This window comes from Yonghaparkia sp. Soil809 (assembly GCF_001429705.1).
Lineage (GTDB): Bacteria > Actinomycetota > Actinomycetes > Actinomycetales > Microbacteriaceae > Microcella.
Window position 1 is genome coordinate 342,577 of the sequence record NZ_LMSV01000002.1, and the last position, 13,449, is coordinate 356,025.

At 74.3% G+C, this 13,449-nt stretch carries 11 protein-coding genes; 1 reads left to right on the plus strand and 10 read right to left on the minus strand.

The annotated features are described in order from the left end of the window. Positions 1 to 22: 22 nt before the first annotated feature. The 9 genes from ASG83_RS09225 to ASG83_RS09265 form a co-directional block, all read right to left on the minus strand. A complete protein-coding gene (locus ASG83_RS09225) occupies positions 23 to 850 on the minus strand; it encodes an SDR family NAD(P)-dependent oxidoreductase (protein ID WP_200959281.1) in 828 nt (275 codons plus the stop codon). Further along, a complete protein-coding gene (locus ASG83_RS09230) occupies positions 850 to 1,266 on the minus strand; it encodes a hypothetical protein (protein ID WP_055860311.1) in 417 nt (138 codons plus the stop codon). Before ASG83_RS09230 ends, ASG83_RS09225 begins: the two co-directional genes overlap by 1 nt. Positions 1,267 to 1,317: 51 nt before the next feature. Beyond that, complete coding sequence (locus ASG83_RS09235) at positions 1,318 to 2,799, minus strand: NAD(P)/FAD-dependent oxidoreductase (RefSeq protein WP_082599190.1); 1,482 nt, start codon at positions 2,797 to 2,799, stop codon at positions 1,318 to 1,320. A 10-nt stretch (positions 2,800 to 2,809) separates the two neighbouring features. Next, on the minus strand, positions 2,810 to 3,631 hold the full coding sequence (locus tag ASG83_RS09240) for a crotonase/enoyl-CoA hydratase family protein (RefSeq protein ID WP_055860314.1): 822 nt from the start codon (positions 3,629 to 3,631) through the stop codon (positions 2,810 to 2,812). 56 nt (positions 3,632 to 3,687) lie between these two features. Then, positions 3,688 to 4,521: an arginase family protein gene (locus ASG83_RS09245; protein ID WP_055860317.1), complete on the minus strand. Its 834-nt coding sequence runs from the start codon at positions 4,519 to 4,521 to the stop codon at positions 3,688 to 3,690. 5 nt (positions 4,522 to 4,526) lie between these two features. Further along, positions 4,527 to 5,639 (minus strand): heparan-alpha-glucosaminide N-acetyltransferase domain-containing protein, encoded by a 1,113-nt coding sequence (locus ASG83_RS09250; protein WP_055860319.1) that lies wholly within the window; start codon positions 5,637 to 5,639, stop codon positions 4,527 to 4,529. Between the two features lie 26 nt (positions 5,640 to 5,665). Next, a complete protein-coding gene (locus ASG83_RS09255) occupies positions 5,666 to 6,415 on the minus strand; it encodes a PspA/IM30 family protein (protein ID WP_055860322.1) in 750 nt (249 codons plus the stop codon). Positions 6,416 to 6,488: 73 nt separating this feature from the next. Beyond that, entirely contained in the window at positions 6,489 to 8,621 is a 2,133-nt protein-coding gene (locus tag ASG83_RS09260; RefSeq protein ID WP_055860326.1) for a TPM domain-containing protein, read from the minus strand. Between the two features lie 97 nt (positions 8,622 to 8,718). Further along, positions 8,719 to 10,578 carry a phosphoenolpyruvate carboxykinase (GTP) gene (locus ASG83_RS09265; RefSeq protein ID WP_055860329.1) on the minus strand — a complete coding sequence of 620 codons (1,860 nt, stop codon included), beginning with the start codon at positions 10,576 to 10,578 and terminating at the stop codon, positions 8,719 to 8,721. Positions 10,579 to 10,694: 116 nt separating this feature from the next. Between ASG83_RS09265 and ASG83_RS09270 the strand changes: the two genes are divergently transcribed. Continuing rightward, positions 10,695 to 12,134 (plus strand): helix-turn-helix domain-containing protein, encoded by a 1,440-nt coding sequence (locus ASG83_RS09270; RefSeq protein WP_055860331.1) that lies wholly within the window; start codon positions 10,695 to 10,697, stop codon positions 12,132 to 12,134. A gap of 86 nt (positions 12,135 to 12,220) precedes the next feature. Here ASG83_RS09270 and rimK read toward each other — a convergent pair whose 3' ends face one another. Next, positions 12,221 to 13,429: a 30S ribosomal protein S6--L-glutamate ligase gene (rimK, locus tag ASG83_RS09275; RefSeq protein WP_055860335.1), complete on the minus strand. Its 1,209-nt coding sequence runs from the start codon at positions 13,427 to 13,429 to the stop codon at positions 12,221 to 12,223. Positions 13,430 to 13,449: the final 20 nt, after the last annotated feature.

Consider the following 13,449-nt stretch of genomic DNA (forward strand, 5'->3'; position numbering starts at 1 on the left):
ACGCGGCCGCGATCGGTGCGGGTCAGCGCTCGACGGCCGCCGGCACGTCGATGCGGCGCGCGACGGCCTGCCACAGCTCGTCGGCGAGGCGCGCGTCGCCCGCGCTGGGGTGCGTGGCGCCGAGCGGGTCGAGCCCGTCGAAGTAGGTCCCGTTCGGCACCCCGAGCTCGGGCGTGTCGACGAGGTGCACGAGCGGCGCGGCGCCCGCCTCGGGCGAGATCTGCATCGACCCGGTCAGAAGCTGCAGCAGCCGCGCCGAGCGCGACTCGGCCCCGAAGCCGCTGCGGACGTAGCCGGGGTGGAAGGGGTGGGCCTCGAGCCCGGTGCGCGCCGCGAGCGATCTCGCGTAGAGGATCGTCGCGAGCTTGCTCGCCCCGTAGGCCCGCCAGCCCGCCCCGTAGCGGCGGCTCGCGAAGTCGAGGTCGTCCAGCCGCAGCCCGCCGAGCCGGTTGAGCACGCTCGAGGTGAGGACGACCCTGCCCGTCTCGCGCCCGGCCCGCAGGCGCGGCGCGAGCATCTCGGTGAGCAGGGCCGCGGCGAGCACGTTGCGCTGCAGCGTCGTCTCGTTGCCGTCGACGGTCACGGTGCGGCGGCTGACGATGCCTCCGGCGTTGTTCACGAGCGCGTCGATGCGGGGGAACCGTGCGAGCAGATCCGTCGCGAGCGCGCGCACCTGGTCGAGCTCGTCGAAGTCGGCGGTGAACGGGATGCCCCCCGCGCGCGCGGCGACGGCGGCGGTCCGTTCCGGATCCCGGCCCACGACCGCGACCTGCCAGTCGCGGCGCGCGAGCTCGACGACCGCGGCAGCGCCGAGGCCGGAGCTCGCCCCCGTGACGACGACCGTGCGCATCAGACGTACCCGCCCGATCGCAGGCCCGCCGCGATCTCGAAGCGGTTGCGCAGCGGGTCGCGCCCCGCCGCGAGATAGAGGGGGATCATCGCGAGCCCGTATCGGCGCCACTGCGCGCGGTGCACGGCCTCATGCTCGAGAACCCGCGGGCTCACGGCGTCGCGCGTGAGGTACACGGCGCCCAGGGTCGTGCCGCCGCGGCCGAACGCCCAGCGGGGCAGCCCCGCGCACACGACGACCCCGCCGCGCCGCGACACGCGGAACCCCCCGAGCACGGCGCCCCAGACCAGTGCGATCGCGGAGACGAGGGCGTAGCCGGTAAGGGCGACGACGGGGTGCAGGCCGACGCGACGCAGCCAGCGCACCCTCGCGAGCGCGGCGATGGCGCGCGCGGAGCGGGGCCGGACGTCGGTCATGCCCCATTCCTAGCAGGTGCGCGTGTCGCGGCGGGGAGGTGATGCCGGTGCTCAGCCGCGGCGCTGGGCCCGATCGATCTCGAGCAGCCGCAGCCAGACCTCGCTCATCGTGGGGTAGGAGGGCACCGCGTGCTGCAGCCGAGCGACCGGCACCTCGCCCACGATCGCGATCGTCGCCGCGTGCAGGAGCTCGGCGACGTCGTCGCCCACGACCGTGAAGCCGATCACGACGTCCCGCTCGTCGTCGATCACGAGCCGGGCGCGGCCGCGGTAGCCGTCGGCGTGCAGGCTCGCCCCCGCGACGTGCCCGAGCTCGTAGTCGGCGACCCGGGTCGCGAGCCCGCGCTCGGCGGCGCCTGCGGCGGTCATCCCGACCGATGCCACCTCGGGGGAGGTGAAGGCGACCGCGGGGACGGCGTCGTGATCGGCCGTCGCGACGTACGGCCCCCACGCGGCCTCGTCGACCTGCTCGCCGCGCGCGCGGGCGGCGATGACGTCGCCCGCCGCGCGCGCCTGGTACTTGCCCTGGTGGGTCAGCAGCGCGCGGTGGTTGACGTCGCCGACCGCGTAGAGCCAGTCGTGGCCCTCGACGCGGAGGGTGTCGTCGACGTGCAGCCACTCGCCGGGTTCGAGACCCACGCTGTCGAGCCCGAGCCGCTCGGTGCGGGGGCGGCGTCCGGTCGCGACGAGCACCTCGTCGGCGGTCACGGGGTCGGCACCGCCCTCGAGCGCGATCGTCACGGTGCCGTCGGCGGCGCGGTCGACCCGCGCAGGGGACGCGCCCGTGAGAACCGTGACCTCCTCCTCGCGGAGCCGCTCGGCGACCAGCTCGCTCGCGAACTCCTCCAGACCCGACAGCAGGCGGCCGCGGCTGATGAGGGTCACCCGCGCGCCGAGTCCGGCGAACGCGGTCGCCATCTCGCAGCCGACGACGCCGCCGCCGATGATGGCGAGCCGCTCGGGCACGCGCTCGGCGCTCGTCGCCTCCCGCGAGGTCCACGGCTCCGCCTCGGCGAGGCCCGGGATGCCCGGGATCGCCGCGTCGGATCCGGTGCAGACCGCGACGGCGGTGCGCGCGACCACGACCCGCTCGCTCCCGTCGGGGGAGGTCACCACGACCCGCTTCGCGCCGTCGAGCCGGGCCTCGCCGCGCACGAGGTCGATGCCCGCGCTCTCGAGCCAGCGCACCTGCCCCGAGTCGTCCCAGTGGCTCGCGACGTCGTCGCGGCGGGCGAGCACCGCGGCGACGTCGAGCGGACCGCTGACCGCCTCGCGGGCGCCCGCGACCGCGCGGGCCGCGCGCAGCGCCGAGACCGAGCGCACGAGCGCCTTCGACGGCATGCACGCCCAGTACGAGCACTCGCCGCCGACGAGCTCGCTCTCGATGACGACCGCGGTCAGGCCGCCCTGCACGGCGCGGTCGGCGACGTTCTCGCCCACTGCGCCCGCACCGATGACGATGAGGTCGTACTCCTCCGCCGTCGGCGCGCTCGTCGCGGCGGTGGCGGTGAGGGGGCGGGGCGGGTGCGTCATGGTGCGGCTCCTATCGGCCGACGAAGCGGGGGATCTCGCGACGGAGGAAGGCCTCCATGCCGATGGCGGCATCCTCTGTCTGCATCAGGCGGACGAGCTCGCCCTGCAGGCGAGCGGCCGCGACCGCCGGGCCCTCGGCGACGGCGAGGCGGGCGTTCTCGAGGGTGGCCTGCACGGCGAGCGGCGCCTGGACGGAGATGCGGTGCGCGAGCTCGACCGCCCGCGCGAGCTGCTCGCCGGGCTCGACGATCTCGGAGACGATGCCCATGCGCGCGGCCTCGACGGCGTCGAAGCGGTCGCCCGTGAGCATCCAGCGCATCGCGCTGCTCCAGCCGGCGACGGCCGGGAATCGCAGCGTCGCGCCGCCGAACGGCAGGATCGCGCGCGCGACCTCCAGCTGCGAGAACGAGGTGTCGCTCGCCGCGACGACGACGTCGCTCGCGAGCGCGAGCTCGATGCCGAGCGTGAGGCACGTGCCCTGCACGGCGAGCACGACGGGCTTGCGCACGCGCGGGCCCTGCACGCCCCACGGATCGATGCCGCCGTCGGGCACCATGACGAGGCCCTCGGGGCCGACGCGCGGGGCGATGTCGCCCAGATCGAGGCCGCCCGTGAAGTGGTCGCCGTGCGCGAAGACGACGCCCGCGCGAGCCTCCTCGTCGCGGTCGAGCTCGCCGTAGGCGAGAGCGAGCTGCTGCAGCATCGCGAGATCGGCGGCGTTGCGCTTGTCGACGCGGTCGAGGCCGATCAGCAGGAGGTGGCCGTCGCGCTCGACGGTCACGCGGCGCGGAGCGGAGCCGTCGCCGGCGGGGGAGGCGGAGGAGTCGGACATGCGCGCCACTCTAGTCACCGGGTCCGCGGGCGCGGCGAGCCCGTCGACAGCGGCGCTCAGCCCGCCGAGGGCGCGTCCGCGGCGGCCGCCGGGGCGGGTTCGGGCCGGGTGAGCGCCGAGATCACGCGCAGGATGCTCGGCAGGTCGTCGCCCGCGGCCGCGGCGCTCGCGGGGGCGAACTCGGTGACGCCCGCGCCGGAGAGCGGGAGCGCGGCGCGCGCCGCGCCGATCGCGCCGACGAGCTCGGTGATCGTCGTGCCGAACGGCGTGGGGAAGCCCACGCCGGCGAACTCCGACGGGTCGATGACGTCGAGGTCGACGTGGACGTAGAGCTCCGTCGCGCCCTCGGCGGCGCGCTCGGCCACCGCGGCACCGACCTCCCCGATCGCGACGAGGGCGATGCCGAGGGACTCGACGGCGTGCTCCTCCGCGGGGTCGAGATCGCGCGTGCCGACGAGCAGCACGTCGGCCGGAGCGACGATCCCGTGGTCGATGATCGAGCGCAGCACCATGCCGTGGAAGGCGCCCGATGGCGAGCTCGTCGGCGTGTTCAGGTCGGCGTGGGCGTCGGCCCAGACCAGCACCGTGCGGCCGGCGCGTGCGACGTGCTCGACGGCCGCGAGCTCGACGCCGCAGTCGCCGCCGATCGTGATCGCCGGGCTGCCGATCGCGGCGAGAGCGGCCGTCTGGCGCTCGCGGACGATGCGCAGCGAGCTCCAGCGGTGGACCCCCGTCTGCTCGGCGTCGCCGGCCTCGAGCGGCACCTCGACGAGCGTCGTCGCGCTCGCCGGCAGGTCGCCGCGGATCGCCTCGGCGCCGTCGACGAGCCGCATCGCTCGCTCGGCGCCCGAGCCCTGCCACTGGGGGACCACCACGAAGTGCGCTGCCATGCCGGTCAGTCTTGCACTCGCGCCGGTCGGAAGGGGAGGGCCGCAAGACCCGAGAGCGCCGCCTCGAGCGGGCCGCGCCGCCCGAGAGCCTCGCACGCGAGGCCGACGGCCACGCCCGCGACGGAGAGCAGGATGAGGATGCCCCACCCGACGAGGCCCTCGAAGCGACCCGCTCCGCCGAGCGGCGAGAGCGCGGCGATCACGAGCACGTGGCCGACGTACACGGTGAGCGCGACGCGGCCGAGCGCGCGGAGCGGCTCGAGAATGCGGCGGAGGACGACGATCCTGCGGCCGCGCCGGACGCCGACCCCCGCGCCGCGGCCGACCGGGTCGAGGGCGAGCAGCAGCAGCCCGAGGATCACCGCGGCGAGTCCGCCCGAGCCGAGCAGCTCGGCGACCGTGCCGGAGTGCGCCTCCGCCGTGACGGCGTCGAGGTCGAGGCCCGCGCTCGCCGGCAGCCGGGGGAGGAGGGCGCCCGCACCGTAGCCGGCGAGGCTCGCAGTCGCGCCGCCCAGCACGAGCGCGATTCGCACGCGCGGTCGAGCCAGCCCGGAGCGCGCAGCGAGGAGGCCCGCGACGAGCACCGGCACCCACAGCAGCGCCGGGTACCAGCCCGTGAGCAGGTAGTCGACGAGGGTCGCGGCCGGCTCCTGCGCGGGGGCGCCGGCGCGCACGACGGCGTCGCGGAGCGCGGGGGCGAGCACGAGGGTCGCGACGCCGAGGATCGCGAGGGCCGCGCGAGGGAGGAAGAGCAGAGGCACCATGAGCAGGAACATCACGCCGTAGTAGTCGAGGATGACGGCGATGCCGTGCGGCAGCAACCACAGGAGCGACCCCGCGGCCACGAGCGCGAGCGCCCGGATCACGAGGCGCAGTCGCGGCTCGGAGCGCGCCCCGGCGGGAGGCGGGGCATCCTGCCCGGTCATCAGGCCCAGCGAGACGCCCGCCACGAGCGCGAACAGCAGCGACGGGCGGCCGTCGACGACGAGCTCCTCGGCGCCGAGCCCGCCCGGGCGGGGAACGGTGTGCGCGGCGATCATGCCCAGGACGGCGAGACCGCGCGCGGCATCGACCCCCGCCCAGCGCGGACGGGGGTCGATGACGGGGCGCTCGATCACGCGGCGCCAGGAGGCGGTCAGCGGCGTCAGCCCTCGATCGCCGAGGGCGGAGTGGACCCGGAGGACGAGCCGAGCTTGAGCGCCGCGAGCCGCGCCTCGATCTCGGCGGACTCGCTCGCGTCCTCCAGGCTCTCGAACTGGGCGTCGAGGCTCGAGACGGCGAGCTCCTGCTGGCCCATCACGCGGGCCTCCTCGCGGCGCACCTTCTCCTCGAAGCGGCCGAGCTCGCTCGTCGGGTCGAGGATGTCGATGCTCTTCACGGCGTCCAGCACCTGCGACTGCGCATCGGCGATGGTCGAGCGCGCCACGAGCTCGTCCCGCTTGGCGGCGAGCTCGTCGAGCTTGCCGCGCATCTGCTCGAGCCCCGTCTTGAGCTTCGCGACGATCTCGGTCTGCGCCGCGATCGTCGGCTCGACGCCCTTCGCCTCGTTCTCCGCGGCCAGCTGGCGGCCGAGCGCGACCTTCGCGAGGGTGTCGAACCGGTCGGCGTCGGCCGTGTTCGCGCTCGCCCGCAGCTCATCCGCTTTCGCGCTCGCGGCCGCGGCCTTGCGCCCCCAGTCCTGCGCGGCGGCGACGTCCTCCGCGTGGTCCTGCTCGAGCAGGCGCAGGTTGCCGATCGTCTGCGCGATCGCGGCCTCGGCCTCCTGGATGCTCGAGGAGTAGTCGCGCACCATCTGGTCGAGCATCGTCCGCGGGTCCTCCGCCGCGTCGATGAGGGCGTTGATGTTCGCCCGTGCGAGCTGGGCGATGCGGCCGAAGATCGATTGCTTCGTCATTCTCGTGCTGCCTTTCTGTCGGGGATGCCCGTGATCGATCGATCGGGGCGGTGGATGCCGTAAGGGGTGCCGCTCAGAATCGTCCGCCGCCGCTGCGTCGTCCGCTCGAGCGCGATCCGCCGCTGAAGCCGCCGCCTCCGGAGCGTCGGGACGAGCCGAAGGTGGGGGAGCCCCCGCCGAATCCGCCGCGCAACCCGCCCCCGCCGAACCCGCCCCGCGATCCTCCGCCGCTCAGCAGGCCCCCGATGAGGCCGCCGATGATCGCCTCGCCGAGGCCGCCCCCGGAGCGCCCGCCGCCCAGGAGCCCGCCGGGGAAGCCGGGGAGACCGACCGGGGCGCCGCCGCTCATGGTGGAGGAGACGTCGGCCTCGGCCTGACGGAGGGCCTGGGCCGCGAGCTCGGCGGCCCGCTGCGCCGCCTGGACGGCCTGCTCCGGCTGGTCCGCCGGTGCGCGGACGGCCGCGTCGAGCTGGGCCTGCGCCTCGGCGAGAGTCGATCGCGCGGTCGCGCCGACGCCGCCGCGGTGGGCGGCGACGTACTCGGCGGTGCTGAGGATCCGGCTGCGCGCCGCCGCGAGGCTCCGGTCGAGCGCGGCCGCCGCGGCCTGCCGTCGCTCACCCGCCTCGCGCGCGGTGGCCAGGAGCTCGTCGAGCCGCCGGTCGGCGACGACGAGCGCCTGCAGTGCGTCGACGGGATCGGACTCCCCGCCCTCGCTCACGCGCAGAGCCTCCTCGGCCGCCGCAGCCGCGGCGCCCACGGCGGCGTCGCTCGGGAGGCCGGCGGCGGCCTGCAGCCCGGCGCGCAGGTCGGTGCGCTGGGCGGCGAGATGGCTCCTGGCCGTCGCGAGCTCGTCGGCGAGCCGATCGACCGCGTCGAGGGAGCCGCTCAGCTGCCCGGCGGCGAGCTGACCGGCCCGGACGGCGACGGCGGCCTCGCCGGTGGCGCCCGTGGAGGACTTGGCCTCGGCGTCCAGCACCTCCTCGCGCACGAGCGAGAGCAGGCGCGCGGTCTGATCGGGAGTCCCGCTGACAGCGGCGATCGCGTCGAGGGCGTACTCGCTCCGCAGCCTCTCGACGGTCGCGGCGGCCGTCGCGGCGCGCGCCTCGAGGGCGACCTCGGCGGCGCGCAGCGCGGCCAGAGCCTCCGGCAGCGACTGCTCGACGTCGCGCAGGGCGTCGAAGGCCTCCTCCTGCTCCTCCAGCAGGTCGTCGGCCTCGTCGAGCAGCGCGCCGATGCGCCCGAGCGACGCGCGCCGCTCGGCCTCGGCGCGCGGCTCCGCGCCGTCGAGGGTGCGCCGCAGTCGGAACGACTCGGTGACGCGCTCGCGGGCGGCGAGGAGCGCCGTGCGGAAGCCGGCCACCGTCTCGGCGCCGAACTGCGCCTCCGCGAAGCCGAGCTCCTGCTCGCTCGTGGTGAGGGCGTCGTCGAGCTCGACGAGGCGTCGGGCGACAGCGCTGTCCAGCTGCTCCAGGCTCGGAGCGGGCGGGCCGGCGGGCTCGCCGGGCCGCGCGCCGCCGGGCAGCGCGCCGCCCGCGCCGCCCGTGCCGCGGGAGCGGCGTCGAGCGCGCACGACGATCCACACCAGCAGAGCGATGACGGCCAGCCCCGCGACGATCGCGACGATCGGGATCCCGCCGCCGGGGGCATCCCCGCCGGAGCCACCGCCGCCCGAACCGCCGCTCTGGCCCCCGGTCGATCCGCCGGAGGCCCCCTCGTCGACGAGGGCGTCGGCGTAGGAGACGATCGCATCGGCGAAGCGGTCGTCGCGCAGCGCCGGGACGAGCCGGTCGACCTCGGCGCGATCGGCGACCGACGGGTCCACCGGCCAGTCGGGGCCGTACGAGAAGGCGTAGGCGCGGTCGTCGACCGCGATCGCGAGCAGGGTGTCGCGATCGCCGAGGGAGGACATCACGGCCGACCTCTCGGCCCAGTCGAAGCTGTCGGCGGCGCCGTCGAACCGGTCGGTGACGACGACGAAGAGGCCCGCGCCAGTCTCCTCGAACAGCGCGTCGAGCGCGCGCTCGACGCGAGCGGCGTCGGCGCCGAGCGCTCCCGCGGAGTCCAGGACGTACGCCCCCTCGAGGTCGAGAGGCTCGGATGCCGTGGCCGGCACCGCGAGCGAGACCGACAGTGCGGCCCCCGCGATCGCCACCACGGCCAGCGCCGCGCGACTCGATCGTCGGCGCGACCGGTCGATCACGCTCATGGGTGCCCTCCGACTCGCCGTCACCGCCCCGGTCGCCCGGCGGCGCCGATGGTGCCGGCGAGTCTAGCGATGCTCGACGACGGCGCGTCGAGAGCGCTCAGTCGGCCAGGCGGCGGCGCAGCAGTTCCAGCTGGCGGTCGAGCTCCGCGGGCATCCGGTCGCCGAACGTCGCGAAGAACGTCTCGATGTCGTCGGCCTCGACGCGCAGAGCCTCGCGGTCCTGGGCGAAGAGCTCGCCCAGGCGGCTCTCGTCGATGTCGAGGCCGTCGAGGTTGAGTCCGTCGGCGGTCGGGATCGAGCCGAGAGGCGAGTCCACGGCGCCCGCGGTGCCGTCGAGGCGCTCGACCATCCACTGCAGCACGCGGGCGTTGTCGCCGAAGCCGGGCCACAGGAAGGAGCCGTCGGCGCCCTTGCGGAACCAGTTGACCTGGAACACGCGCGGCACGCGGGCGGAGCGGCGCAGGCGACGACCGAAGTCGAGCCAGTGGGCGAAGTAGTCGCCCATGTTGTAGCCGCAGAAGGGCAGCATCGCGAACGGGTCGCGACGCAGCTCGCCCACAGTGCCTTCGGCGGCCGCCGTCTGCTCCGACGCGATCGTGGCGCCCAGGAAAACGCCATGATCCCAATCGCGCGCCTCTACCACCAAGGGCACGTTCGTCGCTCGGCGGCCGCCGAAGATGATGGCGTCGATGACGACGCCCTCCGGGTCCTCCCAGGTGCTCGCGATGGACGGGCACTGGCGGGCGGACACGGTGAAACGGGAGTTGGGGTGCGCGGCCGGGACGCCGGAGTCGGGCGTCCAGGCGTTGCCGCGCCAGTCGGTGAGGTGCGCAGGCGGGGTGGAGGTCATGCCCTCCCACCACACATCGCCGTCCTCGGTCCTGGCGACGTTGGTGAAGACGGTGTTGCCCCACAGGGTGTCCATCGCCGTCGGGTTGGTCTTCGCGCTCGTGCCGGGGGCGACGCCGAAGAAGCCCGCCTCCGGGTTGATCGCGCGCAGGCGGCCGTCGGCGCCGATGCGCAGCCACGCGATGTCGTCGCCGATCGTCTCGACCTTCCAGCCGGGGATGCTCGGCGAGAGCATGGCGAGGTTGGTCTTGCCGCACGCGCTCGGGAAGGCGGCGGCCAGGTGGTACGCCCGGCCGGTCGGCGCGGTCACCTTGATGAGCAGCATGTGCTCGGCGAGCCAGCCCTCGTCGCGCGCCTGGACGGAGGCGATGCGCAGGGCGAAGGCCTTCTTGGCGAGGATGGCGTTGCCGCCGTAGGCGGAGCCGTAGGAGAAGATCTCGCGGGTCTCGGGGAAGTGGACGATGTACTTCGTGTCGTTGCACGGCCACGCGACGTCCTTCTCGCCCGGGGCGAGCGGCGCGCCGACGGTGTGGATCGCGGGGACCCACTCGGCGCCCGCGGCGATCTCCTCCAGGGCGGCGGTCCCCATGCGGGTCATCGAGCCCGTGCTCACGACCACGTACGGCGAGTCGGTGACCTGCACGCCGAGCTTCGCCATCGGCGAGCCTACGGGGCCCATCGAGAAGGGCATGACGTACATCGTGCGGCCGCGCATCGACCCGCGCATGAGGTCGGTCAGCTCGGCGCGCATGCGCGTCGGCTCCGCCCAGTTGTTCGTCGGGCCGGCGTCGATCTTCTCGGCCGAGCAGATGAAGGTGCGCGACTCCAGTCGGGCGACATCGGCTTCGTGGGAGCGGGCGAGGAAGGAGTAGGGGCGGAGCTCGGGGTTGAGCTGCTCGAGGGTTCCGTTGGCGACGAGGAGCTGCAGGAGCTCGTGGCGCTCGCGCGTCGATCCGTCGCACCAGTGGATGTCGGCGGGCTGCATCAGCTCGGCGAGCTCGGCGACCCAGTCGATGACGGCGGCGGGATGCACCGTCGGCGCATCGGGAGCGGATGCGGGAGCGTCCTCGAGGGGGGAATCGGCGCGCGGGTGGTCGAGCAGCGTCATGATCGTCTCTCCGTCCTGGGAAGAATTCCCTGTTACGACCATGATGTCCCGCCAGAAGGCGGGGTTACGCGCCGTCAAGGATGTAAGAAAAGGCGATCTTTCGGTATTGTCAAGGCATGAGCGACCTCGTCACCCTCGGCCAGCGCATCCGTCATTTCCGGTCGGCCGCCGGGCTCACCCTCGATCAGCTCGGCGAGCGGGTCGGCGTCGCCGGCAGTCAGCTCTCGCTCATGGAGAACGGCCGCCGCGAGCCGCGCATCACGCTGCTGACGGCCATCGCCGAGGCGCTCGGGGTGGCGCTCGCCGATCTGCTGGAGGAGACCCCGCCCTCGCACCGCGCGGCGCTCGAGATCGAGCTCGAGCGCGCCCAGCGCTCGACCCTCTACGCCTCGCTGGGTCTGCCCGCCGTGCGCGCGTCGCGCTCGATGAGCGACGAGGTGCTCGAGGCGCTCGTCGGCCTGCACCGCGAGCTCGTGGAGCGCGAGAGCCAGACGATCGCGACCCCCGAGGAGGCCCGCAGGGCCAACACGGAGCTGCGCCACCGCATGCGGACGCTCGACAACTACCTTCCCGACATCGAGGAGCTCGCCGAGCGGACCGTCCGCGAGACGGGCCACACGACCGGAGCCCTCACGCACCGCGAGGTCGGCCTCATGGCCAAGAAGCTCGGGTTCGAGCTCGTCCACGTCGGCGACCTCCCGCACTCGGCTCGATCGGTCATCGACCTCGAGAACGGCCGCATCTACCTGCCCCCCGCCTCGATCCCCGGGGGCCACGGCCTGCGCTCGATGGCGCTGCAGGCGATCGCGCACCGGCTTCTCGACCACGAGGTGCCGCGCACCTACGCCGAGTTCCTGCGCCAGCGGCTGGAGATCAACTACTTCGCCGCCGCCTGCCTCATGCCGCGCGAGCAGTCCGTCGCCTTCCTCTCGCAGGCCAAGAGCGATCGGAACATCGCCGTGGAGGACTTCCGGGACGCCTTCGGCGTCACGCACGAGGCCGCGGCCCTGCGTCTGACCAACCTCGCGACCTCCCACCTCGACCTCACCCTGCACTTCCTGCGCGTCGGCGACGACGGCGCCGTGTACAAGGCGTACGAGAACGACGGCCTGCGCCTGCCGGTCGACGTGACCGGCTCGGTCGAGGGCCAGCTCGTGTGCCGGAACTGGAGCGCGCGCGTCGCCTTCACGCGCACCAACAGGACGACGGAGTTCTACCAGTACACCGACACGCCGGAGGGCACCTTCTGGGAGTCGACGCAGACCGGCACGAGCGCGAGCGACGAGTTCTCGATCACCGTCGGCGTGCCCTTCGCGCAGTCGAAGTGGTTCCGCGGTCGCGAGACCACCAACCGCCGCGTCTCGACCTGCCCCGACCCCGCATGCTGCCGCCGCCCCTCGGGCGATCTCGCGAGCCGCTGGCGGGGCAAGGCGTGGACGAGCGCCAAGCTGCACGCGCACATCCTGTCGCCGCTGCCGAGCGGGACCTTCCCCGGCGTCGACGACCAGGAGCTCTACCGCTTCCTCGAGGCGCACGCCGAGCGCGTCGACGACTGAGGCCGGTCGACCGGGCCCCGCCGATCAGGCCCGGCCGATCGGGCCCGCCGGGCGAGGCGCGGTCGACGGGTCGTCCGCGCGACGCGTCAGGAGTCGGCGGACGTGCCCTGCGCGCCGCTCGTCGCGCCCTTGGGCAGTCGACGCACGGATGCCCGGCGCCGGCGCCGAGGCGTCATCGAGCGCATCTCGTCCATCTTGCCGAAGCACAGCAGCCGGTCCTCGGCGAGCAGCTCCTGCCGAGCGCGAGGATTCGGGATGACGGTCGTGCCGCGGTTCAGGGTGAGCACCGTGATGTCGCGGTCGAGGATGCCCGACTCGCCGAGGGTCTTGCCGACGATGTCCGCGCCGGCGTGGACGACGAGCTCGGCCACGCCGTAGCCCGTCGACACCGAGAGGCGCTGGCGCACGTCGATGTCGGGGAAGGCGACCTCGTGGGCGATGTAGTCGATGATCGCGCCCGCGACGTCGAGCTTGGTCGCCGACTCGATGCCCTGCAGCCCGGGGGAGGAGTTGACTTCCATGACGAGCGGCCCGTCGTTGCCCTCGAGCATGTCGACGCCCGCGACGCGCAGGCCCATGATCTGCGCCGAGCGCACCGCCGCGCGCTCGTACTCGGGCGTCAGCGACACCGCCTCGACCGAGCCGCCGCGGTGCACGTTGGAGCGGAACTCGTCGCCCTCCGCCGTGCGGCGCATGGCCGCGACGACGCGGTCGCCGACCACGAGGGCGCGGATGTCGCGGCCGCGGCTCTCGGCGATGAACTGCTGGATGAGCACGTTCTGGTTCGTCGAGTGCAGCGTCTCGATGATCGCCTCGGCGACCTTGGCCTGGGGAGCGAGGATCACCCCGATGCCCTGCGTGCCCTCGAGGAGCTTGATGACGACGGGGGCACCGCCCACGCGCTCGATGGCGGGGCGCACGTCGGCGCGGTTGCGCACGAAGGCCGTCGCGGGCATCCCGATGCCGTGGCGGCTGAGGATCTGGGTGGCCCGCAGCTTGTCGCGGGCGTTGCTGATGCCGTTGGCGGTGTTGGGGGTGAAGACGTCCATCTGCTCGAACTGACGCACGACGGCGGTGCCGAAGTAGGTGATCGAGTTGCCGATGCGCGGCAGCACCGCGTCGTAGGTCGACAGCGGTCGACCTCGGTAGTTCAGGTCGGGCTCGGGGCCCGTGAGGTCGACGGCGAAGCGCAGCGTGTTGAGGACCTTGACGCGGTGACCGCGCTGCTCGGCGGCGGCGCGGAGGCGCTGGGTGGAGTACGAGTGCGGGGCACGCGAGAGGATGGCGATTTTCATGGGGCGCCCCTGACAAGATG